The organism is Clostridium mediterraneense (assembly GCF_900091705.1).
Lineage (GTDB): Bacteria > Bacillota > Clostridia > Clostridiales > Clostridiaceae > Sarcina > Sarcina mediterraneense.
Genome location: NZ_LT594785.1, coordinates 770,831 through 793,670, shown reverse-complemented (window position 1 = coordinate 793,670; position 22,840 = coordinate 770,831). Strand labels below are relative to the sequence as shown.

The following is a 22,840-nucleotide window of genomic DNA, read 5'->3' as shown; positions in this document are numbered from 1 at the left end:
GAGGCGAGATTTTGAAGAAAGTAAAGACATACTATAAGGATACTTTATCCTATTTCGAAATTGCACATTTTCTTAAGGATTATATAAATAACTCAATATTTATATGTATAGGGACAGATAAGTGTATTGGTGATTGTCTTGGTCCATTAGTAGGAACTCTTTTAAAAGAAAAAAATTTCCCACTTCCTCTTTATGGAACTTTAGAAGAACCTATACATGCATTGAATATTGATACAGAATTAAAAAAAATTAATAATAATCATCCCAATTCTTTTATAATAGCAATTGATGCTTGTCTTGGTGATAATAAATCTATCGGTGAAATTCATGTTAGAAATGAACCATTAAAGCCAGGTAAAGGTGTTGGTAAAATCTTACCTTCTGTTGGTAATATTTCTATAATAGGTATTGTAGATTCTTCAAGCAAATCAGATCTCTTCTCTAATAGGGCTATTAGACTCAATTTAATAATGGATATTGCTAAAGTAATAAGTAATTCCATTTTAACTTCCTATATATTAAATAAAGAGATACAAAAATAATAAAAGCACTAGAAACAATCTAGTGCTTTTATTATCTATTTAATTAAATTTACCTCTTCTGCATCCATATTTATATTAAGCTTATCAAGTACATCAAGAATTTTTCCTGTTCCCTCTGCAACACAAGTTATTGCATCTTCAGCAACTCTAACTTCAACTCCTGTTTTTGACTCTAGGAATTTATCTAAGCCATATAATAATGCTCCTCCTCCTGTCATAAGTATTCCTTCTTCCATTATGTCAGCAGCAAGTTCTGGTGGTGTTCTTTCTAAAACTGAATGTAAGCTTTCAGCTATAAGTTTAACTGAATCTTCCACTGCTTCTCTTACATGTTCAGTTGAAATAACAGCCTCATCTGGTAAACCTGTTATCATATTTCTTCCCTTTATTGTGAGGCTTTCATCTCTAACGCCTTCCATAGCAGCTCCTACTTTTATTTTAAGTTCTTCTGCTGTTCTTTCACCTATCATTAATTTATAATTATTTCTTATGTATTTTATTATAGCATCATCAAAACTATCTCCTGCTATCTTAAGGGATGATCTAACAACTATTCCACCTAAAGATATAACTGCTATATCACAAGTTCCTCCACCAATATCAACTACCATATGTCCATTTGGTATTGATATATCTATTCCTGCACCTATAGCTGCTGCTAAAGGTTCCTCAACTAAATAAACACTTCTTGCTCCAGAATTTCTTGCTGCATCAATTACAGCTCTTTTTTCAACTTCTGTAGCTTGTGATGGTATACATATCATAACTTTTGGCGCAGCAACTTTACTTTTACCTATACCTTTTTTAATAAAATATTGTAACATTTTTTCTGTTACATCGTAATCTGATATAACACCATTTCTTAATGGACGTATTGCTACTATGTTACCTGGTGTTCTTCCTATCATTTGTCTAGCTTCTTCTCCGACTGCTAGAACTTTATTTCTGCTTTTATCTATAGCTACAACTGAAGGCTCTTGAAGTACTACTCCTTTGCCTTTTATATAAACTAGTACTGATGCAGTACCTAAGTCTATACCCATATTAGTTCCACTATTGAAAAACCACATACCCTTACACTCCCCACTATTCTTCATTATCTGCTTTTTTTCTTTTTATTTACTCAAAATATACTATATATTATATACTTTTAGTTTTTCTCATTCAACTATTTTATACTTTAATTTAGTGGCTTTACCACCTCTTATATGTCTTTCAGCTTTATTCAAATCTAATATATTTTTTGCTTCATCTGCTATATTAGGATTTATTTTCGGAAGTCTTTCTGTCATATCTTTGTGTATTGTACTCTTGCTGACACCGAATACCTTAGCAGTTCTTCTAATAGTAGATTTAGAATCTATTATATATTTCGCTACTTCTAGCACTCTTTCTTCAATATAGTCCTTCAAAATAATCATCCTCTTTCTCAAACTCTCTAGAAAACTTCCTAGAATTATTAACCAGCCATAAAGAATGGCTGGTATTTAATTTATTATTTCTTTACTGTTAAGTCTTTAAAAACAGTTAATGGATCTATTGCTTGTTTATCTTTTTCTACATGTAATAAAAGATATTCTTTAGATACTCTATCTGAAGGATTTACTTTAATAGAATTACCTATAGTTCCTAAAACAGTACCTTGTGAAACCTTATCACCTTTTTTAACCTTTAGCTTAAGATCCAAATTTCCGTACATAGTAATTAATCCTTTTGAATCTTTTACCTTAATATAGTTACCTTCTCTTGAATCTCCACTACGAGCATCTATAACTTCTCCATCAGCTACAGCTAAAACTTCTGACCCTTTCTTAGCTTCTATATCAATTCCTTTATATACATTAGCTGACTTACCATCCTTTTCAACTCTTGGTGCTATATTAAATTTTCTTGTTACAACACCATCTTTAACAGGACTTATATATTCTGATTTTGGAGTAGCGTTAGTTGCCACTGCATCATCTTCTTTTTTAGCTTCACTTTTATTTTCTTTATTCTCTTTCTTTTCAGTATCCTTCTTAGAGTCATCCTTAACTAGCTCCGCCCCCTCTAGGGATTTACCTGTTTCCTTTTCTTGAACTGAATTACTAGCTACTGGTTTCTTTATATTATCTTCTGCCTTCTTTCCACCAGTTACTACAGCAACTCCTGCTAATACTATTAAGCAAAGAGTTAAAATTACATAGAAACTCTCTCTCTTTAAAAAGTTTTTAAATTTTTCCATGTCAACACCTCCTTTAAATAGTCTGTCCTATGAAAATAAAAAAATACCTACATTCCTTAAAAACTTTTAGATTAAATACGCTATTTTACTACAAATAAAAACAAAAAAAATCCTATAATCCGCTGATTTACGAATTATAGGATTAAATTTTTAATCTATCATAATATTTTTTATATCCACAACTGAAGATTCAGTAAAATAATGTTTTAATATTTCAGAATAATCTTTTCCGTCCTTAGCCATAGCGTTTGCTCCCCATTGACTCATTCCTACTCCATGTCCATATCCTTTACAAGTAATAGATACCTTATTAGAGAAATCTAAATTAAAATTAGCTGAATTAAGTGAAAATAAAGTTCTGAATTCAGTTCCTTTAATAGTTACATTTCCAAGTTGAATTTGCTTTACACTCCCACCTTCTGTTCTACTAAGAATCTTTACTTGAGAAGCTAAATTACTAGTGCTAAGCCTTGCATTACTATAAGTACTATTTACCTTATAAGCAAAATCACTATTACTAATATCTACATTAGTCTTAGACTTAGGTAAATCTTCTTCACCATTACTTATTACAGATCTTAAATAAGGAACATCCATTCCAAATATCTCACTTCCATTTTCAGTTTTTCCTGAACTTATAGCAAAATACTGAGGATATCTTACTAATAACCCATCATAACTAAGAACCTTAGATTTTGTTTCATTTACAGCCTTTTTAATCTTCTTTTTAAATTTAGCTTTATTACTTCCTGTACTACTTACTCTTTCATCTAAATCCTTATAAACCTGACAATGAACAGTATCACAAATATCAGCACCCTTTTCTTTTGCTTTAGTACATGGTGTTATCATCTTACTAACTACAAAAGTTCTGGCAAGTACTCCTTGGGCTACTAAAGCTTCTTTTTCAAATGATAAAGGCATTTCTGTACTAACTACACCTTCTACATACTCTTCTAAAGGAATACTCTTAACTTCACCAGTATCCATTATCAACACTTTTACTATAGATGTATCAATATCAAGCTCTCTTCCTTTAATTAAATCTATTTTATTACTATTATCTTTACTAATTTCTTCATAACTTCCATTACTGAGATATCCAAAAATAACTGGTATAGAAAATATAATTATAATAACTAGTGCTATAATAATAATTTCTTTAAAATTACTCATAACAAAATTTATAAACTTTCTAAAATTTCTAGAGTCAATTCTTCTCATAATCCCTCCTAAAGCATCAACATTACATTTTATTTATATGTCTATCACTTCACTAGATATTACTAAAAATACAAAAGACTATAAAATTAGCTTAAAACTAATTTTATAGTCTTTATAATAAATATTTCATTAATCATTAATTCTATAAATTTCTGCACCTAATGCTCTAAATTTTTCCTCTATATTAACATATCCCCTATCAATATGATAGATATCACTAATTTTAGTATATCCTTCTGCAACAAGTCCAGCTAAAATTAAAGAAGCACCTGCTCTTAAGTCAGTTGCCTTCACCTCACATCCTGTAAGTTTATTAACTCCTTGTATAATTGCTGAATTACCTCTTATTTTAATATTAGCTCCCATCCTACAAAGTTCTGCTGCATTCATAAACCTATTTTCAAAAACACTTTCTTCTATTACAGAATTTCCTCTAGCTAATGATACTAAACTCATAATTTGTGACTGCATATCTGTAGGATATCCTGGATAAGGCATAGTTTTTATATCTGTAGGTAATATTACATCACTACCTTCAACTACTGCTATTTTAGTTTCATTATCTATGCTTATACTTGTTCCTATTTCCTTTAATTTTTCAATAACTGGTTTAAGATGATTTTCCTCCACACCATTTATCTTAATTTTTGAACATGTTATAGCTGCCGCAACCATAAATGTACCTGCTTCAATCCTATCATATATAGGTGTATACTCTCCTCCACTTAAGGATTTAACACCTTCAATTTCAATATTACCTTTTCCAGCACCTTTAATTTTTGCACCCATACTATTTAAAAAATTAGCTAAATCCTCAATTTCTGGTTCTAAAGCTGGATTAATTATTGTTGTTTTTCCTTCTATAAGAGAGGCAGCCATAATTAAGTTTTCTGTTGCACCTACTGATGGAAAGTCTAAATATATAGTGGAACCTTTTAAATTTTCTCCTATAACTTCTACAAATCCATGTTTTTGAATAACTTTAGCTCCTAGCGCCTCAAATCCTTTTAAGTGCAAATCTATAGGTCTAGTTCCAATATTACATCCTCCAGGTGATGCTAATCTAAATCTCTTATACTTTGCAAGCATTGGCCCCATAATTAAAAAAGAAGCTCTCATTTTTCTAACAAGTTCACTATTAGCAGTATATTTATTAATACTACTAGAATCAATTTTTAAATTATGACTAGGCTCATCCATATTAATATAACAACCAATATCATTTAAAACTTCTGTAAGAACCTTAACATCTTCAAGCTTTGGATAATTTTTTATAACAACTGGATCATCAGCTAATATTGTAGCTGCTATTATTGGTAAGACTGAATTCTTAGCTAAACTTATATTAACTTCTCCACTTAATTTTTGTCCACTTTTTACTACTATCTTTTCCATATCGTCCTCCATTATTCTTCCTAATATACGGTGAATATTACAGGGCTTCCAACAATAATATAATTGTCGTCCTTTTCATAAGTTATAAAAGAGTAATTATATTCTTTCTTATTATAAAGTTTAATTGTACCTGTTACTCCACTTGATATTTTTAAGTTAGTAATTTCTTTAATCTTTGAATTCTCATTCAAAATACTAATTTCTTTATCTATATCAAAATTATTTTTAACTTTAGCCTTTATATAAGAAAAACTCTCTAATTCTCTTTTTGTATTAAAGATAGCCTCTAATTTTTTCTCTATTTCTTCAACTTTAATATTCTCAATAAAGTACTTTATCTCCACCTCTACAAATGAATCTATACCTTTAATTTCTATACTATATTTATCTGTCTTATCATGATAATAAAAATTTTCATTATATATATTAAAATCTGATTCTATTTTAAGTAAAGATTTAATACTTTCTATTTCTTTTTTATAAATTCCATCGTACCTATATTGAATTTTTACTCCCTGCTCTACAACATTAGCCTTATTTCTAACTAGATTATCATATACATCAAAATTACTTTTACTAACTGATCCTAAAAGAGAACTTGCCATTAATATACTAAAAATAAATACAATAAACTTCTTCATATCTTAACACCTCTTTTAAGATTATGGACAAGTTTTTTAAAAGTAATCAAAATATTTTCCTATATTATAAATATATTCCTATGTATTTTTATTTGTGAGCATTATGTGAGCACTATATGTTTAGTTAAAGACTTATTAATAACATAAAAAAAATAGCAGATGCAAATTGCATCCGCTATCCTATTTAGCAAATTTTATTCTTTCTTTAGCTCTTGCTAATGAAAGTTTTGCTCTATTTCTATCTATGTTATATTGATTTGAAGCAAGTCTTTGCTCTGCACGAACTTTTGCTTCTTCTGCTTTCGCTAAATCTATATCTTCTTTTTTATCAATTGAATTAACACAAAGAATAACCTTATCACCCTTTGTTTCAATAACTCCCTCTGAAATGAAATAAGAACTCTTTGTTCCATTTTCATCTACAAGAGTTAGAGTTGATGGGCTAACTATTGATACAAAAGGTTCATAGTTAGCTAATATTTGAAATTCACCATTTGGATTTTTAGCCTTTAATGATGAAACTCTACCTTCGAAGAAAGTTTCTTCTGGTATTGATACTAGTAGGTTAAATGTCTTCATAAATTAACCTCCCTATATTAATCTAACTTTGAAGCTGCTTCTATAACATCATCTATTGATCCTGCATTTAAGAATAATCCTTCTGGTATATCATCATACTTACCTGTTAAGATTTCCTTGAAACTTCTTATAGTTTCTTTTACTGGAACATACTTACCAGGACATCCATTGAATTGTTCAGCAACGTGTAATGGTTGTGAGAAGAACTTTTGAACTCTTCTTGCTCTTGCAACAATTTTCTTATCTTCATCTGATAATTCTTCAATTCCAAGGATAGCAATGATATCTTGTAATTCCTTATATCTTGCAAGTATTTTCTTAACTGCCATAGCTACTTCATAGTGTTCTTCTCCAACTATTCTTGGTTGTAGAACTCTTGATGTTGAAGCTAATGGGTCAACAGCTGGGTAAATACCTATTTCTGTTAATGCTCTTGCTAGAACTGTTGTTGAGTCTAAGTGAGCAAATGTATTAGCTGGTGCTGGGTCAGTTAAGTCGTCAGCTGGTACGTATACAGCTTGAACTGATGTAATTGATCCATTCTTTGTTGAAGTAATTCTTTCTTGTAAAGCACCCATTTCATTAGCAAGTGTTGGTTGGTATCCAACAGCTGATGGAATTCTTCCAAGTAAAGCTGAAACTTCTGATCCAGCTTGTGAGAATCTAAAGATATTATCTATAAATAATAGAACATCTTGACCCTTATCTCTGAAACTTTCTGCCATTGTAAGTCCTGTTAAAGCAACTCTCATTCTTGCTCCAGGTGATTCATTCATTTGTCCAAATACTAATGCAGCCTTATGGATAACTTCTGAATCTGTCATTTCAAGAATAAGGTCCTTACCTTCTCTTGATCTTTCTCCAACTCCAGTAAATACTGATAATCCACCGTGAGCTTTAGCTATATTATGAATAAGTTCTTGTATTAAAACAGTCTTACCAACTCCAGCTCCACCAAATAGACCTGTCTTACCACCTTTTTGATATGGTGCCATTAAGTCAATAACCTTGATTCCTGTTTCAAACATTTCTGGTTTAATTGATTGTTCATAGAATGCTGGTGCTTCTCTATGAATTGGCATTCTAAGTTCTGTTTCAACTTCACCTTTTTCATCTATTGGATTACCAAGTACATCAAATACTCTTCCTAGTACAGCTTCTCCAACAGGAACTGATATAGCTTTTCCTGTATCAACAGCTTCTGTACCTCTTTGTAGTCCTTCTGTTAAATCTATAGCGATTGTTCTTGCTATGTTATCTCCAATATGTTGAGCAACTTCACAAACAAGTGTCTTTCCTTTTAATTCTATGTTAACAGCATTATAGATACTTGGAAGTTTATCTTCGAACTTAATGTCAACAACTGGTCCCATAACTTGAATAACTTTTCCTATATTCTTTGACATATAAACTACCTCCTCTTTTATTATTATTTCTTCTTCTTCTTCATCGCTTCTAGTCCACCGATAATTTCGGCAATTTCTTGTGTAATAGCACCTTGTCTTATTCTGTTGTATTGACCTGTTAAATCTACAGCCATTTGTTCTGCATTATTTGTAGCATTATCCATAGCCATCATTCTAGCACTATGTTCACTAGCCTTTGAATGATATACGGCATTTATAAAATGAGCTTCTAATTGTCTCATTATATATTGTTCTACAGCTTCAGCTGAATTTGGTTCTAAATCAAAGTCTAAATCTGCTACTGGATCTTCTGCTTCTGGTAATACAAATGGAAGTAATCTTTCTTCAACAACTTTTTGACTAGCCGCACTAAAGAATTTAGTATAAACAAGACTTATTTCTCCATATCCTTCATGTAAGAATAATTCAACTATATCTCCAACCATCTCTCTAGCTTCTTTTATAGTAATTCTATCATTAGGATCTTTATACTCTTTAATTACATTAAAATCATATTTACTTGCATAATATCTAGCTCTTTTACCTGATAAAATTGCTGAGATATTTTCACCTTCATATTTACGTGCTAAATAAACAGCTCCGTTACCATTAAATCCACCACATAATCCTGTATCTGATGCTAAGATAATAAATAATTTTTTCTTATATCCATTTTCTTGCATAAAAATATTTCTTTCAGGTGTATCTGCATATTTAAATATTGTATTTCCTGTATGCTTTAAAGCTTCTAAATAAACTTCGTTCTTTTCAAGTCTAACTCTAGCCTTTTTCATCTTTGCAGCTGAAATAAGTGACATAGCCTTAGTAGTCTTCTTTGTAGTTTGAACACCTTTAATTCTATTCTTTAAAGCTAATAATCCTCCTGCTGGCACTAACGTACACCTCCTATCTTAAAAGATGGCATAGCTAAATAGCTATGCTTATCTTAAAAATATTTTTTTGAATTCAACTATTGCCTTCTTTAAGTCTTCTTCAGCTGATTCAATAAGTTTTTCTTCCTTATCTATTGAATCAAGTATATCTCTATGATTATCACTCATAAATTCTAAGAATTCTTTTTCGAATCTAGTTACATCTTCAACTTTTACATCTTCTAAGTATCCGTTAACTCCAGCATATAAAGCTGATACTTGTTGTGAAAGGTCTCTTGGTGTAAATTGTGGTTGCTTTAATAATTCTACAAGTCTCTTACCTTGTTCAATTCTTCTAGCAGTATCCTTATCAAGTTCTGCTCCGAATTGTGAGAATGATTCAAGTTCTCTATATTGTGCAAGGTCAAGTCTTAATCCTTTAGCAACTTGCTTTATACCTTTAGTTTGAGCACTTCCTCCAACTCTTGATACTGAAATACCAACGTTAACAGCTGGTTTTTGTCCTGCATCAAATAATCCTTTTTCTAAGAATATTTGACCATCTGTTATTGAAATAACATTTGTTGAAACATAAGCTGATACGTCTCCTGCTAAAGTTTCAATTATAGGTAAAGCTGTTATTGAACCTCCACCTAATTCATATGAAAGTTTAGCTGCTCTTTCAAGTAATCTTGAATGTATGTAGAATACATCCCCTGGGTAAGCTTCTCTACCTGGTGATCTTCTTAATAATAATGATAATGTTCTATAAGCAACTGCTTGCTTTGATAAATCATCATAAACTATTAATACGTCTTCACCTTTCCACATGAAGTGTTCTGCCATAGCAACTCCTGAATAAGGTGCTATGAATTGTAAAGCTGCTGCTTCTGAAGCTGATGCTGAAACTATTGTTGTATATTCCATTGCTCCTGCTTCTTCTAATATGTTGTATACATTAGCAACTGTTGATTGTTTTTGTCCAATTGCAACATATATACATTTAACATTTTTACCTTTTTGGTTTATTATCGCATCAAGTGTTACAGTAGTTTTACCTGTACCTGCATCACCGATGATAAGTTCTCTTTGTCCTTTTCCTATTGGAATCATAGCATCTATAGCTTTGATTCCTGTTTGCATAGGTTGATGAACTGGAGTTCTTTCAAGAACTGCTGGTGCTTTAGTTTCTATTGGTCTATAACCTTCGTTATTTATAGCACCTTTTCCATCAATAGGATTTCCTAGAGCATCAACAACTCTTCCTAGTATCGCGTCACCAACTGGTACTTCCACTACTCTTCCAGTACTCTTTGCTCTAGCTCCTTGTCTTAAACCTTCTTCAGATCCTAATAATACAACCCCAACATTATCTTCTTCTAAGTTAAGAGCCATACCAACTGCACCATTTTCGAACTCAATAAGTTCTCCTTGCATACAGCTTTTTAGCCCGTCAACTCTAGCAACTCCGTCTCCAACTTGTATTATAGTTCCTGAGTCTATTGTCTTAATTTCCTTTTCATAACCTTTTACGTCATCTTTAAGTTCTGAAGATAAACCTTCTGTCTTAATTTCCATATAGACTCACCACCTTTTAATCTCTATTAAGCATTAAGCCCTTCATTTCTTGGTATTTTGATCTTATAGTTGCATCTATAATTTCATTGTCAATTTCTATATAAAGTCCACCAATAATGCTTTTATCTATTTCTTGCTTTAATAAGATTTTCTTATTAAATTTAGCTTCTAATTTAGCTAATAATTTAGTTAATTGTTCTTCTGTTAATGGAACTACTGTTTTAACAATTCCATTAACAGTTTGATTTGTCGCTGTATTCATATTACATACCTACTTTCTCGATATATTCATCAATAATAGCGCTATGTTTAGCTTCGTCTATTGATCCTTCTACAGCTTTCTTTGATAATACTATTGCAAGGTCAATAACTTGTTCCTTAAGGTTTGCTTGTGCCTTTTCAATATCTATCTTAACTTGTTCATTTGCTTTAATCTTTAAGTTTTCAGCTTCTGCGTGAGCATCTGCAACTATCTTATTGTAGATTTCTTCTGCTGATTTCTTTCTAGCTTCAATAATTTTCTTACCTTCTTCTTGAGCTTCTCTTAAGATTCTTTCATTTTCAGCCTTTAACTTACTTGCTTCTTCTCTGGCTCTATCTGCACTTAATAATTTTTCATTAATTGCATTTTGTCTTTCTTCGATAGCTTTTTTAATTCTATCCCAGAAGAAATGTCTTAAAATAAACACTAAAATAACAAGGTTAATTATAGCCGCTAAAATTGATTGCCATTTAATTTCCATACTTATCCCTCCGTAGTTCACCAATTATATCTCTATAAATATTAATCTTTTGAATTTTAAATTTTGAATTTTGAATTATTTTACTTTAAATTATTTAACAAATAATAAGATTATTGATACTACGAATCCGTAAATAGCTGTAGCTTCTGAAAGACCAGCACCCATGATGAATAAACTTTGGATCTTATCTGATGCTTCTGGTTGTCTTGCTATTGCTTCTGTAGCTTTTCCTGTTGCGATTCCTATACCAATTCCTGCTCCGATACCTGCTAATACTGCAATTCCTGATGCTAATAATGTCATATCCATAATAGATATACCTCCTCAATTTAAATTAATTTTGATTTGTTTATTAATATTGATTTATATATTTGTATTAGTGCTCTGCTAATACTTTAATGTTTATAACTGTTAACATTACAAACACTATCATTTGGATTGTTCCGTCGAATAAATCGAAGAATCCATGAGCTATTATTGGAAGTCCAATTTGTGCTGCCCAAGTAATATGAGCAAGTCCTTCATATATTAACTCAACTGTTATAGAAGCAGCTAACATATTTCCGAATAAACGTAGTGCTAATGATACTGGGAAGATTGCTCTTTCCATTAAGTTAAGAGGTAACATTCCAGCTACAGGACTAGCGTAGCTCTTTAAGTATCCTCCTATTCCATTAACTCTAATTGCATTACCGTGAACTACAAAGAACACTGCTAATGCAAGTCCGATGGTAACGTTTAAATTCTTTGTTGGAGGAGACATTCCTAATAAACCTACATAGTTTAGTAATAATATGTAAATCATCAATGTTCCAACAAATGGTATGAATATTGCGCCTTTTTTCCCCATATTGCCACATACTATTTTTTCTACATATTCATAGAATAATTCTACAAGCGCTTGTTTCTTACTAGGTTTCATCTTCAGTCCTGTTGCTACAATAGCTCCTATAATTATTATAAGTAACATAATAATCCACTGAATGATTAAATAACTTGGTAATACTATTCCGCCTATATTGATAGTAAACATAGGTGCAAAAATATTCATTTAATTCACTCCCTCTCTTTTGAAAAATATTTAGAAAACACTAGTAATGCTCACTTTAGCTTAAACCTTTTCTAGCATAAATGAACATCGCTAACTGATGAAAAATAAACCCTACTAAATAGAATATAAGGTTTACACAGCTCGCCCTAAATAATAATGCTATACCTATTATTATTAGCATTCTTATTATAAAGCTTGCCTGGATAATAAACCCTGATTTTTTTCCTTTAAAAACTCTGTTAATTGTTAAAGCATTAACTGTGAAATTTATAACAGCTATTATATTTCCGACAAAAAATGCCATTGCATAACTAAAATCTATAAAGGAAATAATAAGAGTTGTAACAATAGCTAAGATAATGTCTACCTTAGAAATACTTAAAATCATTTCCTTATTTTTCTTGTCCACCTCTTACCTCCACAGTGATTAATATCCCTTGATATTATATGCTTAAACACTACTTTTTAAAAATCACTTTATAGGTTAAATTCTTTAATATTCGACAATTTTATTAAATTAAATTAAATTTATAAGCAGAAAACTTCTCTTTAGTCATGTTTCCTTTAAATTTCATTAAAAAAGATTTAACTTTTATTTTTTAATTCAATTTTCAGAATATTCAGATTTTTTTATTTTTTATTATATTCTACTATAATGGCTAAAATAAATAATTCTTATCAATTTAATATTTTTTTTGTTAAAATATTATTTATTCAAAATCAAATAATTAATATTACAAAATTCTATCATTTTGAAATTTATGCTCTAACAATAAAATTGAATGTATATTTTTTTATAACTTCATATTTTTATAACTTTTTTTATCATCTTTATTAATTTTTTTGTATTACTTTCTCATTTTTCTAACTTTTTCATAAATTTTTTAACTGTATTACAAAAAAATAAGCCTAAAATTAATATAGGCTTATTTTATACATTATTATATTTTTTATTCAATTTTTAAATTCTAAATTTTTATATTAACTCTACTACTAACGCTGTTCCCATTCCTCCACCAATACATAAAGTAGCTAAACCTCTCTTGGCATCTCTTTTTTGCATTTCATGAAGAAGTGTTACAAGTATTCTTGTTCCTGAAGCTCCAACTGGATGTCCAAGCGCTATAGCTCCACCATTTACATTTACTTTATTCATATCAAATTCTAAATCTTTAGCTACTGCTAAGCTCTGAGCTGCAAAAGCTTCATTTGCTTCAATAAGATCCATATCATTTACTGATAATCCTGTATTTTCTAAAGCTCTCTTAGTTGCTGCAAATGGACCATATCCCATTATTGAAGGATCTACCCCTTTTGAACCATATGATAGAATCTTAGCTATTGGCTTAATGCCTAATTCTTTTGCTTTGTCTGCACTCATAACAACTACTGCTGCTGCTCCATCATTTATTCCTGAAGCATTCCCTGCTGTAACTGTTCCATCTTTCTTAAATGCTGGTCTAAGTTTTGCAAGTTTTTCAGCAGTTGTTCCGAATCTTGGGAATTCATCTTGATCAAATACTATTGGTTCACCCTTTCTTTGAGGAATTACAACAGGAACTATTTCATCTTTAAATCTACCAGCATTAATTGCAACTTCAGCTTTTGCTTGGGATGCTGCTGCAAATTCATCTTGCATTTCTCTAGTTAAATTCCATCTTTCTGCTATATTTTCTGCAGTAATTCCCATATGATAACCTTCAAATGCATCTGTTAGGGCATCATTAACCATTGAATCTATCATTTGACCATTTCCCATTCTTTGTCCATATCTAGCTGTTTTTAAAAGATAAGGTCCTTGTGACATATTTTCCATACCACCAGCAACAACAACATCAACATCTCCTGTTTTAATTAATTGTGCAGCAAGTGATACTGTTCTAAGTCCTGAACCACAAACTTTATTTATAGTCATAGCTGGGACTTCTACAGGAAGACCAGCTTTAACAGCTGCTTGTCTTGCAACATTTTGACCTAGTCCTGCTTGAACAACATTTCCCATTAATACTTCATCAACTTCATTTGAAGCTACTCCTGCTTTATTTAAAGCTTCTTTTATTACTAAAGCTCCAAGATCTACTGCTGGAACATCCTTTAAACTTCCACCAAAACTACCTAAAGCAGTTCTAACTGCACTTACTATTACAACATCTCTCATTTTTTCTCCCCCATTAAAACCCTTTTTGTATTTGAAATACAATTACATTATATCCATATAATGTATATTATTCAAGTGATTTGTTAAAAAAAACACAATTGAATTTAATCATTTTATATATACCAATAAATAGTTTCCTTAAATTTATAAAAATAGAATTATATATAAATTTTATGAATTTTTATTTTTTATAAAATTCATAAAAAAAGACTGTCTATTTTTAGACAGTCTAAATATAAAAATATTATTTGCTTACAAACTCTTCTACTTCTTTATCATTTTTACCATAATACTTAAGTATTGCATCAACTATTCTTTCTGATGCTTTACCATCACCATATGGATTTACAGCCTTACTCATTTTATTGTAGTAAGCTTCATCATTAATTAAAGCATTTGCTTCATTTACTATAACTTCTACATTTGTTCCAACAAGTTTAACAGTACCAGCTTCAACTGCTTCTGGTCTTTCTGTTACTCCTCTTAAAACTAGAACTGGTTTTCCAAGATGAGGTGCTTCTTCTTGTAGTCCACCTGAATCTGTCATAACCATAAAGCATTTATTCATTAAATTATGAGTTTCTTTTGTATCAAGTGGTGATAATAAATGAACTCTTTCTTTGTTACCAAGCTTTGCGTGAACAACATCTTTAACAACTGGATTTAAATGAACAAGATATACTAATTCTACATCTTCATTGTTATCAACTATATTTCCTAAAGCTTCACAAATATTATCAATTCCTTCTCCCCAGTTTTCTCTTCTGTGAGCAGTTACCATAATAACTTTCTTATTTTTAAAATCAATTTTATTAAGCTCTTCTGTTTCAAATACATAATCATCTTCTACTGTATGAGCCATAGCATCTATAACAGTATTTCCTGTTATATATATATCTTCTTCATGTATACCTTCTCTTAATAAGTTATTTTTTGAACCTGGTGTTGGTGAGAAGTGTAAATCTGCTAATGCTCCTGTAAGTTTTCTATTCATTTCTTCTGGGAATGGGAAGTACTTATCAAAAGTTCTAAGTCCTGCTTCTACATGTCCAACTCTTATTTGTTGATAAAATGCTGCAAGACCACTTGAAAATGTTGTTGTTGTATCTCCATGAACTAATATCATATCAGGTTTTTCTTTTGCAAATAGCTCTTCTAATCCTTCAAGAATTCTATTTGTTATACCTGTTAATGATTGTCTTGTTTTCATTATATCAAGATCAAAATCTGGCTTTATTTCAAATAGTTCTAAAACTTGGTCTAACATTTCTCTATGTTGTGCTGTTACACATACTTTTGATTCTATCTCTCCTCTTTTTTCTAATTCCTTAACAAGTGGAGCCATTTTTATAGCTTCTGGTCTTGTTCCGAAAATAGTTAAAATCTTTATCTTATCCATTTTCCTGCCTCCTGCAATTTAATCATAATAAATAGTGGAGTTTTTATTAAACCCCACTATGTAATATTATACACTATTTTGTTCCAAATAATCTATCTCCAGCATCTCCAAGTCCTGGTACAATATATCCATGTTCATTAAGCTTTTCATCAATAGCTCCGACATAAATATCTACATCTGGATGTGCTTCCATAACAGCCTTAACTCCTTCTGGTGAAGAAATTAGACACATAAGTCTTATATATTTTGCTCCCTTTTGCTTTAAAAGAGAAATAGCATCTGCTGCTGAACCCCCTGTTGCAAGCATAGGGTCCACAACTATAACATCTCTATCTGCTATATCTTGAGGTAACTTACAGAAATACTCTACTGGTTGAAGAGTTTCTTCATCTCTGTATAATCCTATATGCCCAACTTTAGCTGCTGGAATTAATTTAAGCATTCCATCAACCATACCAAGTCCTGCTCTTAAAATAGGTACTATAGCCATTTTCTTTCCTGATAAAACTTTTTGTCTAGTTACGCATACAGGAGTTTCAATTTCTACTTCTTCCATTTGTAAATCTCTAGTAACTTCATATGCCATAAGCATTGATACTTCTTCTACAAGTTCTCTAAAATCTTTAGAACCTGTATTCTTATCTCTTATGATTGTTAATTTGTGTAATATTAATGGATGTGCTATTTGTGTAACCTTACTCATTTACTATTCCTCCTAAGACTTTAAATTATTTTGAATATTTTTCTTCTATTGAAGTAATTTTTCCTATTCTTCTTTCATGTCTTCCACCTTCATATTCTCCCCCTAAAAAGGCATCAACAATATCAAGGGCTAATCCAAATCCTACTACTCTTTGACCTAAGGCTAAGATATTTGCATTATTATGTTCTCTTGTTAATCTAGCACTAAATGTATCAGAACAAAGTGCTGCTCTTATTCCTGGAACTTTATTGGCTGCTATAGATATTCCTATACCAGTACCACATATTAATATTCCATAATCATATTCCTTAGATGTTACTGCTTCTGCAACTTTTATTGATATATCAGGGTAATCACATGATTCTTCACTATAAGTTCCGAAATCTTTAAATTCAATTCCCTTTGATTCAAGATGTGCAACTATTTCATTTTTTAATAAAAATCCACCATGGTCGCAACCTACTGCTATCTTCATATATCAAGCCCTCCTATTTAAAATAATATATAAAAAAAAAGAAGTGTAAAATTTTTACCTTCTTTAATTTTCAAAACTAAACTAGTATCCCTTATACATCTATAATATCAAATCCAGAAGATTTTTTTAATCTATTCATTATAGCTATGCCAATCCCTTTTTCTTCAAAAGATTCGCTAAGTATAATATCTACTCCTGCATCATCAAAACTTCTAAGAGCTTCAAATAAAGATTTAGCTATAGTTTCTGGCTTTGATCTTTTACCAAGACTTATAACAAAAGTATCTTTATAAAAATCTTTTGTTTCATCGGTTGCCATAATTCCTACTTTTAAATCTTCATCTTTGTAATTATGCAACATCTCGCCAATTTTTTCAAGTACTTTTTCTTGTTCTCCTCTAATTATTCTTACTTTTGCTTTTGGAGAATAATGAGTATACTTCATTCCTGGCGCTTTAGGCTTTAAATTATTTGAAACCTTTTCCTCTAGTAAAGCTTTATCTATATATATTTTTTCATCTACTTCTCTAAGATCTTCAAGTGTTAATCCACCTGGTCTTAAAATACATGGAGGATTTACTGTTAAATCTACAATTGTAGACTCAACTCCGACTTCACTTCTTTCTCCACCAAGTATATAATCAATTTTTCCATCAAGATCTTCAATGCATCTTTCCATATCAGTTGGACTAGGTCTTCCTGAAATATTTGCTGAAGGAGCAGCTATTGGTTTTCCTGATCTTTTAATAAGTTCTAGTGCTATTTCACTATCTGGCATTCTAATTCCTATACTATCTAAATTTGCTGATGTAGTAGCTGGAATTATACTTTTTTTCTTTAAGATCATAGTCAAAGGACCTGGCCAGAATTTATCCATAAGCTTTACTGCAAGCTCTGGTATTTCTTCTACATATTCTGATATATCCTTTGATGCTACATGAACTATTAAAGGATTATCTTGAGGTCTTCCTTTAGCCTTAAATATTTTTATTACAGCTTCTGGGTCTAAAGCATTTGCTCCAAGTCCATAAACTGTTTCTGTTGGAAATGCTACAACTCCACCATCTTTAATTATCTTTGCAGCTTCATCTAAAAATTTACTATCTTTATTTATATCTTCTATGTAAGCTTTTTTAGTTTCCATATTTATCACCTCTTTTTAGAGTCTTTAAATTCTTTTTGTGATCTTGCAATTTTTATATTTTCTATTGCATCTTCTGTGAATACAGCAGTAACACAACTTCTGTAAAGATCATCTAATAAATAGAATTTACTTAACCCTCCATTTTTTATCACTGTGTAAAAATAATTTGTATCAGGATACATTGTTTTAAGTCTTTTATACTCTTTAGCTGCCATAGGATATTTACTTACAAAGCTTTTTCCTATTAATCTAAAGTTTCTATTCCCTATTCTAGTATTAGTCACTAAAACAATTTCTATATCATCTAATTTATTTTCTGTATGTACTAATTTAATTTTATCACACATTGTTTTTCTAAATGGCTTAAATAAACTTTGTTTTACATTTAAAATATTTCCTTCACAAGTATATTTAAGAGTCATTCTTTCCTTCATAATAACCATACAAGCTACTATTGCTACTTCAAGCAGGATAAGAATTAGAATAAACAATTTATTAATAGCAAAACCAAAAACAGCTATAGGTAATAGTATAAAAATAAAAATCATAACTACATTAAATCTGCTATAGGATGCATTTTGCTTCTTAACAGCTTTGTCTATAAACATTTTAAGTTCTCCTTCATCTTATATTCATTATACCAAAACACCAATTTATAATATGATTAAAGCCCTACATTTTCATGTAAGGCTTCAAAAGGATTAAAACTCTGTATTACCCATTTTTTTCATTCTTTGAGCTTGATCTTCAGTTATAAGAGCATTAATAACTTCATCAATATCTCCATTTAAGAATGAATCTAATTTATAAAGAGTTAACTTTATTCTGTGGTCAGTTATTCTTCCTTGAGGATAATTATATGTTCTTATCTTCTCACTTCTGTCTCCTGATCCAACTTGGCTTCTTCTGTCCTCAGCTATTTCTTCATTTCTTTCTCTTTCAGCAATATCATATAATCTAGCTCTTAAAACCTTCATAGCTTTTTCTTTGTTCTTAAGCTGTGATTTTTCGTCTTGACATGATACTACAAGTCCACTTGGTAAGTGAGTAATTCTAACAGCTGAGTCAGTTGTATTAACACATTGTCCACCGTTACCTGAAGCTCTAAATACATCTATCTTAATATCTTTATCGTTGATTTCAATTTCAACATCATCAACTTCTGGTAAAACAGCTACTGTAGCAGTTGATGTATGAATTCTTCCTGAACTTTCTGTATCTGGTACTCTTTGTACTCTGTGTACTCCACTTTCATACTTAAGCTTTGAATATGCTCCGTCACCTTTAATCATAAATACAACTTCTTTGAAACCTCCAATATCAGTTTCATTTACACTCATAAGCTCTATTTTCCATCTGTTAGTTTCTGCATATCTTGTATACATTCTAAATAAATTAGCTGCAAATAGTGCTGCTTCATCTCCACCAGCCCCTGCTCTAATTTCTACGAATACGTTCTTATCATCGTTAGGGTCCTTTGGTAGAAGTAAAATTTGTATTTGTTCTTCTATTTTAGACTTATTTTCTGTTAATTCTTTAATTTCAGCTTGAATCATTTCCTTCATTTCTGGATCTGATTCTTCAGATAATATTTCCTTACTTCCTTCTAATTCTTCTAAAGTATTTCTATATTCTCTATATTTATTAACTATAACTTCTAAATCAGCATGCTCTTTACAAAGTTTTCTCCACTCATTTTGATTTGCCATAATTGATGGGTCACTTATTTTAACTGACAGCTCATCATATTTATTTTCAATAAAATTTAATCTATCAAGCATTTTCTATCACTCCGTAATATAGATTTTCATATTTTTTTATTATAACATAGTCTTCTTATGTTATTCAATAGGTAGTTTACCAATGACCACTCTGTCAAGTCCTGCTAAATCTTTAATTACATGAATATTTTCAAATCCACTTTCCTTCATAAGATTACTTACATCTTCACCTTGGTCATGTCCTATTTCAAAGGCTAAAATTTTCTTTCCCTTTAGTAAATTTACACTATCTTTTATTATTTTTCTATAAAATATAAGTCCATCATCTCCACCTGAAAGTGCTAAATGTGGCTCATAATTTTTTACATCTTCCATAAGAGTATCTATTACTTCTTCTCTTATATAAGGTGGGTTTGATGCAATTATATCGTATTTTTTATCTTCAACTGATTTAAATAAATCACTATGAATAAACTTCGCTCTATTACTCAAATCTAGTTTTTCTATATTTATTTTTGTTACAAGCTCTGGTTTTTCATCTATATCTAGTAAATCTACTTTAATATTTTTTCTAAACATAGCAAGTGATAAACCTATAGCTCCACTTCCACAACAAAGATCACATATTTCTAGACTTTCATCTTCATCTATATTTTTTAATACTTCCTCTACAAGTACTTCTGTATCACCTCTAGGTATTAAAACACCATCTTTTACAGTAAAATCTATTCCCATAAACTCTGTTTTCTCTAAGATGTACCCCATTGGATATTTACTTTCTCTTTTTCTTACTAATTCTAAAAACTCTTTTTCTTTTTCTTCTAATATTCTTTCAAATGAATTTGTCATAAGCCATAACTTATCTTTTTTAAGCACATGTGCAAGTAAAAGATTTGCATCTAAAATATATGTTTCTATATTAGCATTCTTAAGAATTGTATTAGCTTCATTTAAAAGTTCTCTTACTGTTTTTTCTATTCTTAATCCCTCCGATTTTTTTAATGCTAATATCGCTACCTCTAACTCCTTATCATCAGGTTCTCTTGTAGTTAAAAGTTGTAACTTCAAGCCTGGTAATGCAAGTGTTCTTGCAAAAAAATTATTAGTTCTATCAAGCCAATTTATTAATTCATAAGATATACTAATCATAAATGGGATAAGGATTATTTTAAATAAAATCCTATATAAAATAGAATCGTATGGTAAAAATATAAACACTAAATTACTATTTACTATAATATTAAATATTAAATTTGTTCCGCATCTAGGATGAAGTCTTTTTTCCTTTCTAACATTTTCTATTGTAAGTTTTTTAGATTTCTCATAGCAAAATATCGTTTTATGTTCTGCACCATGATACCTAAATGTTTGCTCCATATCATCATTCTTACCAATAATAAGTAAATATATAAGTAAGATACTAATACTTAGAGATGATTCTATAGCTGAAAGTAAAATACTATTATAAGTATACTCTCTTAATATATAAGTAACCAAACTAGGTAATACAATAAATACAAAACTAATCAATATAAAAACTAAAGTTTCTATCATCATTAACACAATTTCTCTTTTGCTTTTCTTTGTATATTTTGCAATCTTAGAAATAAACCCATCCTTTGATATGTCCTCTTTTATTTCATCCCATAAATTAAAAGTATCAACTCCTGATTTAAGAGAATTAATAAAAGCAAAAATTCCTCTAAAAAAAGGAAAAGACCTAAAGCCTTTCTCATTATCACTTATAAATAATCTTTTAAGCCTTAAATCTATACTGCCATCTTTATTTCTTATAGCTGTAGCAATTCCTCTTTTGCCTTTCATAGCAACTCCATTTAAAATTGCTTGTCCCCCAACTTGGCATTTACTCATTTAATTTCCCCTTTTTAAAATTTAGCCTCTATGCTTAAAATAACATTGTGCACATAAAGATTCATACTCAATATTATCAACTAAATCTATAGCTACTTGTTCCCCTTCAAATATATATTGACCATTTATTTTTCTTCCATTTAAAATAGCTTTTCTTCCACAAGTACAAATTGTTTTCATCTCTTCTATACTGTGTGCTAATAAAAGAAGTCTTTCACTTCCTTCAAATCCATTCATTTGGAAATCAGTTCTAAGTCCATAACAAATTACTGGTATATCTTTTTTTACTGCAATTTCAAATAATTGATCAATATGTTCTTTTTTTAAAAATTGAACTTCATCTACTATTATACAATGAAATTCTCTATTCCCCATAAAATCTTCTAATTTATTAATTATATTGTCATTACTGTCAATTAATACATCTACTGTTCTTTCTACTCCAAGTCTTGAAACTACTTTATTACCACCTTTTTTATCTGTAGCTGGCTTAATTAAAATAACGTTCATGCCTCTTTCTTCATAGTTGTGTGCTACTTGCATTAAGTGAGTTGATTTCCCTGAATTCATAGCACCATATCTAAAATATAATTTACTCATATTAGCTCTCCCTCTCCACATTAAACTAACTTCAAAAATTCTTTACCTTAACGATTATAACTTAAAAGTGCCTCTTTTTAAACTATTGACCATTCAAAATCACTATGCTATACTTTATTTTGGTTGTGACAAGTTCACAGATTAGATCTAAAAAAGATAATTAAAGAGGTGAAAATAATGAGAGAAGGCATACATCCAGAATACCACAACAACACAGTGGTTAAGTGTGCATGTGGAAACACATTCGAAACTGGTTCAGTTAAAGAAGAATTAAGAGTTGAAATATGTGCTAAATGCCACCCATTCTACACAGGTAAGCAAAAGCTTGTTGATGTTGGGGGAAGAGTTGACAAGTTCAACAAGAGATTCAACCTTAAGTAATATTTTAAAATATTATTATAAAATGGGAAAGATTTATCTTTCCCATTTTTTTCTTAACAAAAATTTTAATAATTATATAATCTGTAATATTTATATGGTATTATATTAATTATATTTAGATGAAAGAGTGAA

At 30.1% G+C, this 22,840-nt stretch carries 26 protein-coding genes; 2 read left to right on the top strand and 24 right to left on the bottom strand.

What is annotated here, in order from left to right; genetic code table 11:
• The first annotated feature begins 11 nt into the window (after nt 1-11).
• Complete coding sequence (yyaC, locus tag BN8917_RS05800) at nt 12-542, top strand: spore protease YyaC (protein ID WP_066871833.1); 531 nt, start codon at nt 12-14, stop codon at nt 540-542.
• A gap of 35 nt (nt 543-577) precedes the next feature.
• Here the strand turns inward: yyaC and mreB are convergent, their stop codons facing one another.
• The 24 genes from mreB to BN8917_RS05680 all read right to left on the bottom strand — a co-directional run bounded on the left by mreB (nt 578) and on the right by BN8917_RS05680 (nt 22,327).
• Entirely contained in the window at nt 578-1,612 is a 1,035-nt protein-coding gene (mreB, locus tag BN8917_RS05795) for a rod shape-determining protein MreB (RefSeq protein WP_066871830.1), read from the bottom strand.
• A gap of 90 nt (nt 1,613-1,702) precedes the next feature.
• Nucleotides 1,703-1,954: a sporulation transcriptional regulator SpoIIID gene (gene spoIIID / locus BN8917_RS05790; protein WP_066871827.1), complete on the bottom strand. Its 252-nt coding sequence runs from the start codon at nt 1,952-1,954 to the stop codon at nt 1,703-1,705.
• A gap of 83 nt (nt 1,955-2,037) precedes the next feature.
• Nucleotides 2,038-2,766 carry a M23 family metallopeptidase gene (locus BN8917_RS05785; RefSeq protein ID WP_066871824.1) on the bottom strand — a complete coding sequence of 243 codons (729 nt, stop codon included), beginning with the start codon at nt 2,764-2,766 and terminating at the stop codon, nt 2,038-2,040.
• 150 nt (nt 2,767-2,916) lie between these two features.
• The gene (gene spoIID, locus BN8917_RS05780; RefSeq protein WP_066871822.1) at nt 2,917-3,990 is read right to left on the bottom strand and encodes a stage II sporulation protein D; all 1,074 of its coding nucleotides are present in this window, start codon (nt 3,988-3,990) and stop codon (nt 2,917-2,919) included.
• Between the two features lie 129 nt (nt 3,991-4,119).
• On the bottom strand, nt 4,120-5,385 hold the full coding sequence (murA, locus tag BN8917_RS05775; protein ID WP_066871819.1) for a UDP-N-acetylglucosamine 1-carboxyvinyltransferase: 1,266 nt from the start codon (nt 5,383-5,385) through the stop codon (nt 4,120-4,122).
• A gap of 20 nt (nt 5,386-5,405) precedes the next feature.
• Nucleotides 5,406-6,026, bottom strand: coding sequence for a hypothetical protein (locus tag BN8917_RS05770; RefSeq protein WP_066871816.1), 621 nt, complete (start codon nt 6,024-6,026; stop codon nt 5,406-5,408).
• 180 nt (nt 6,027-6,206) lie between these two features.
• Entirely contained in the window at nt 6,207-6,605 is a 399-nt protein-coding gene (locus BN8917_RS05765; RefSeq protein ID WP_066871813.1) for an ATP synthase delta/epsilon chain alpha-helix domain-containing protein, read from the bottom strand.
• A gap of 17 nt (nt 6,606-6,622) precedes the next feature.
• Nucleotides 6,623-8,011 carry a F0F1 ATP synthase subunit beta gene (gene atpD, locus BN8917_RS05760; RefSeq protein WP_066871810.1) on the bottom strand — a complete coding sequence of 463 codons (1,389 nt, stop codon included), beginning with the start codon at nt 8,009-8,011 and terminating at the stop codon, nt 6,623-6,625.
• 23 nt (nt 8,012-8,034) lie between these two features.
• Entirely contained in the window at nt 8,035-8,904 is an 870-nt protein-coding gene (gene atpG / locus BN8917_RS05755; RefSeq protein ID WP_066871807.1) for an ATP synthase F1 subunit gamma, read from the bottom strand.
• Between the two features lie 48 nt (nt 8,905-8,952).
• Nucleotides 8,953-10,461, bottom strand: coding sequence for a F0F1 ATP synthase subunit alpha (atpA, locus tag BN8917_RS05750; RefSeq protein WP_066871805.1), 1,509 nt, complete (start codon nt 10,459-10,461; stop codon nt 8,953-8,955).
• Between the two features lie 16 nt (nt 10,462-10,477).
• Complete coding sequence (locus tag BN8917_RS05745) at nt 10,478-10,723, bottom strand: F0F1 ATP synthase subunit delta (protein ID WP_066871802.1); 246 nt, start codon at nt 10,721-10,723, stop codon at nt 10,478-10,480.
• 1 nt (nt 10,724) lies between these two features.
• A complete protein-coding gene (locus tag BN8917_RS05740; RefSeq protein WP_066871799.1) occupies nt 10,725-11,204 on the bottom strand; it encodes a F0F1 ATP synthase subunit B in 480 nt (159 codons plus the stop codon).
• A gap of 90 nt (nt 11,205-11,294) precedes the next feature.
• The gene (gene atpE, locus BN8917_RS05735) at nt 11,295-11,513 is read right to left on the bottom strand and encodes an ATP synthase F0 subunit C (protein WP_066871796.1); all 219 of its coding nucleotides are present in this window, start codon (nt 11,511-11,513) and stop codon (nt 11,295-11,297) included.
• A gap of 67 nt (nt 11,514-11,580) precedes the next feature.
• Nucleotides 11,581-12,255: a F0F1 ATP synthase subunit A gene (locus BN8917_RS05730; protein WP_066871794.1), complete on the bottom strand. Its 675-nt coding sequence runs from the start codon at nt 12,253-12,255 to the stop codon at nt 11,581-11,583.
• Between the two features lie 55 nt (nt 12,256-12,310).
• Nucleotides 12,311-12,664 (bottom strand): ATP synthase subunit I, encoded by a 354-nt coding sequence (locus BN8917_RS05725; RefSeq protein ID WP_066871791.1) that lies wholly within the window; start codon nt 12,662-12,664, stop codon nt 12,311-12,313.
• A 567-nt stretch (nt 12,665-13,231) separates the two neighbouring features.
• Nucleotides 13,232-14,413: an acetyl-CoA C-acetyltransferase gene (locus tag BN8917_RS05720; RefSeq protein WP_066871788.1), complete on the bottom strand. Its 1,182-nt coding sequence runs from the start codon at nt 14,411-14,413 to the stop codon at nt 13,232-13,234.
• Between the two features lie 244 nt (nt 14,414-14,657).
• Nucleotides 14,658-15,812 carry a non-hydrolyzing UDP-N-acetylglucosamine 2-epimerase gene (gene wecB / locus BN8917_RS05715; RefSeq protein WP_066871785.1) on the bottom strand — a complete coding sequence of 385 codons (1,155 nt, stop codon included), beginning with the start codon at nt 15,810-15,812 and terminating at the stop codon, nt 14,658-14,660.
• A gap of 73 nt (nt 15,813-15,885) precedes the next feature.
• Entirely contained in the window at nt 15,886-16,515 is a 630-nt protein-coding gene (gene upp, locus BN8917_RS05710) for a uracil phosphoribosyltransferase (protein WP_066871781.1), read from the bottom strand.
• Nucleotides 16,516-16,540: 25 nt separating this feature from the next.
• The gene (rpiB, locus tag BN8917_RS05705; RefSeq protein ID WP_066871778.1) at nt 16,541-16,990 is read right to left on the bottom strand and encodes a ribose 5-phosphate isomerase B; all 450 of its coding nucleotides are present in this window, start codon (nt 16,988-16,990) and stop codon (nt 16,541-16,543) included.
• 91 nt (nt 16,991-17,081) lie between these two features.
• The gene (locus BN8917_RS05700) at nt 17,082-18,134 is read right to left on the bottom strand and encodes an L-threonylcarbamoyladenylate synthase (protein WP_066871775.1); all 1,053 of its coding nucleotides are present in this window, start codon (nt 18,132-18,134) and stop codon (nt 17,082-17,084) included.
• A 5-nt stretch (nt 18,135-18,139) separates the two neighbouring features.
• Nucleotides 18,140-18,742: a hypothetical protein gene (locus BN8917_RS05695; RefSeq protein ID WP_066871772.1), complete on the bottom strand. Its 603-nt coding sequence runs from the start codon at nt 18,740-18,742 to the stop codon at nt 18,140-18,142.
• A 93-nt stretch (nt 18,743-18,835) separates the two neighbouring features.
• Nucleotides 18,836-19,915, bottom strand: a complete 1,080-nt coding sequence (gene prfA / locus BN8917_RS05690; RefSeq protein WP_066871769.1) for a peptide chain release factor 1 — start codon at nt 19,913-19,915, stop codon at nt 18,836-18,838.
• 60 nt (nt 19,916-19,975) lie between these two features.
• Nucleotides 19,976-21,727, bottom strand: coding sequence for a peptide chain release factor N(5)-glutamine methyltransferase (prmC, locus tag BN8917_RS05685; RefSeq protein ID WP_066871766.1), 1,752 nt, complete (start codon nt 21,725-21,727; stop codon nt 19,976-19,978).
• 21 nt (nt 21,728-21,748) lie between these two features.
• Nucleotides 21,749-22,327: a thymidine kinase gene (locus BN8917_RS05680; RefSeq protein WP_066871763.1), complete on the bottom strand. Its 579-nt coding sequence runs from the start codon at nt 22,325-22,327 to the stop codon at nt 21,749-21,751.
• Between the two features lie 177 nt (nt 22,328-22,504).
• On the opposite strand from BN8917_RS05680, the gene rpmE reads away from it, so the two are divergent.
• Nucleotides 22,505-22,708: a 50S ribosomal protein L31 gene (gene rpmE, locus BN8917_RS05675; protein ID WP_066871760.1), complete on the top strand. Its 204-nt coding sequence runs from the start codon at nt 22,505-22,507 to the stop codon at nt 22,706-22,708.
• Nucleotides 22,709-22,840 lie beyond the last annotated feature (132 nt).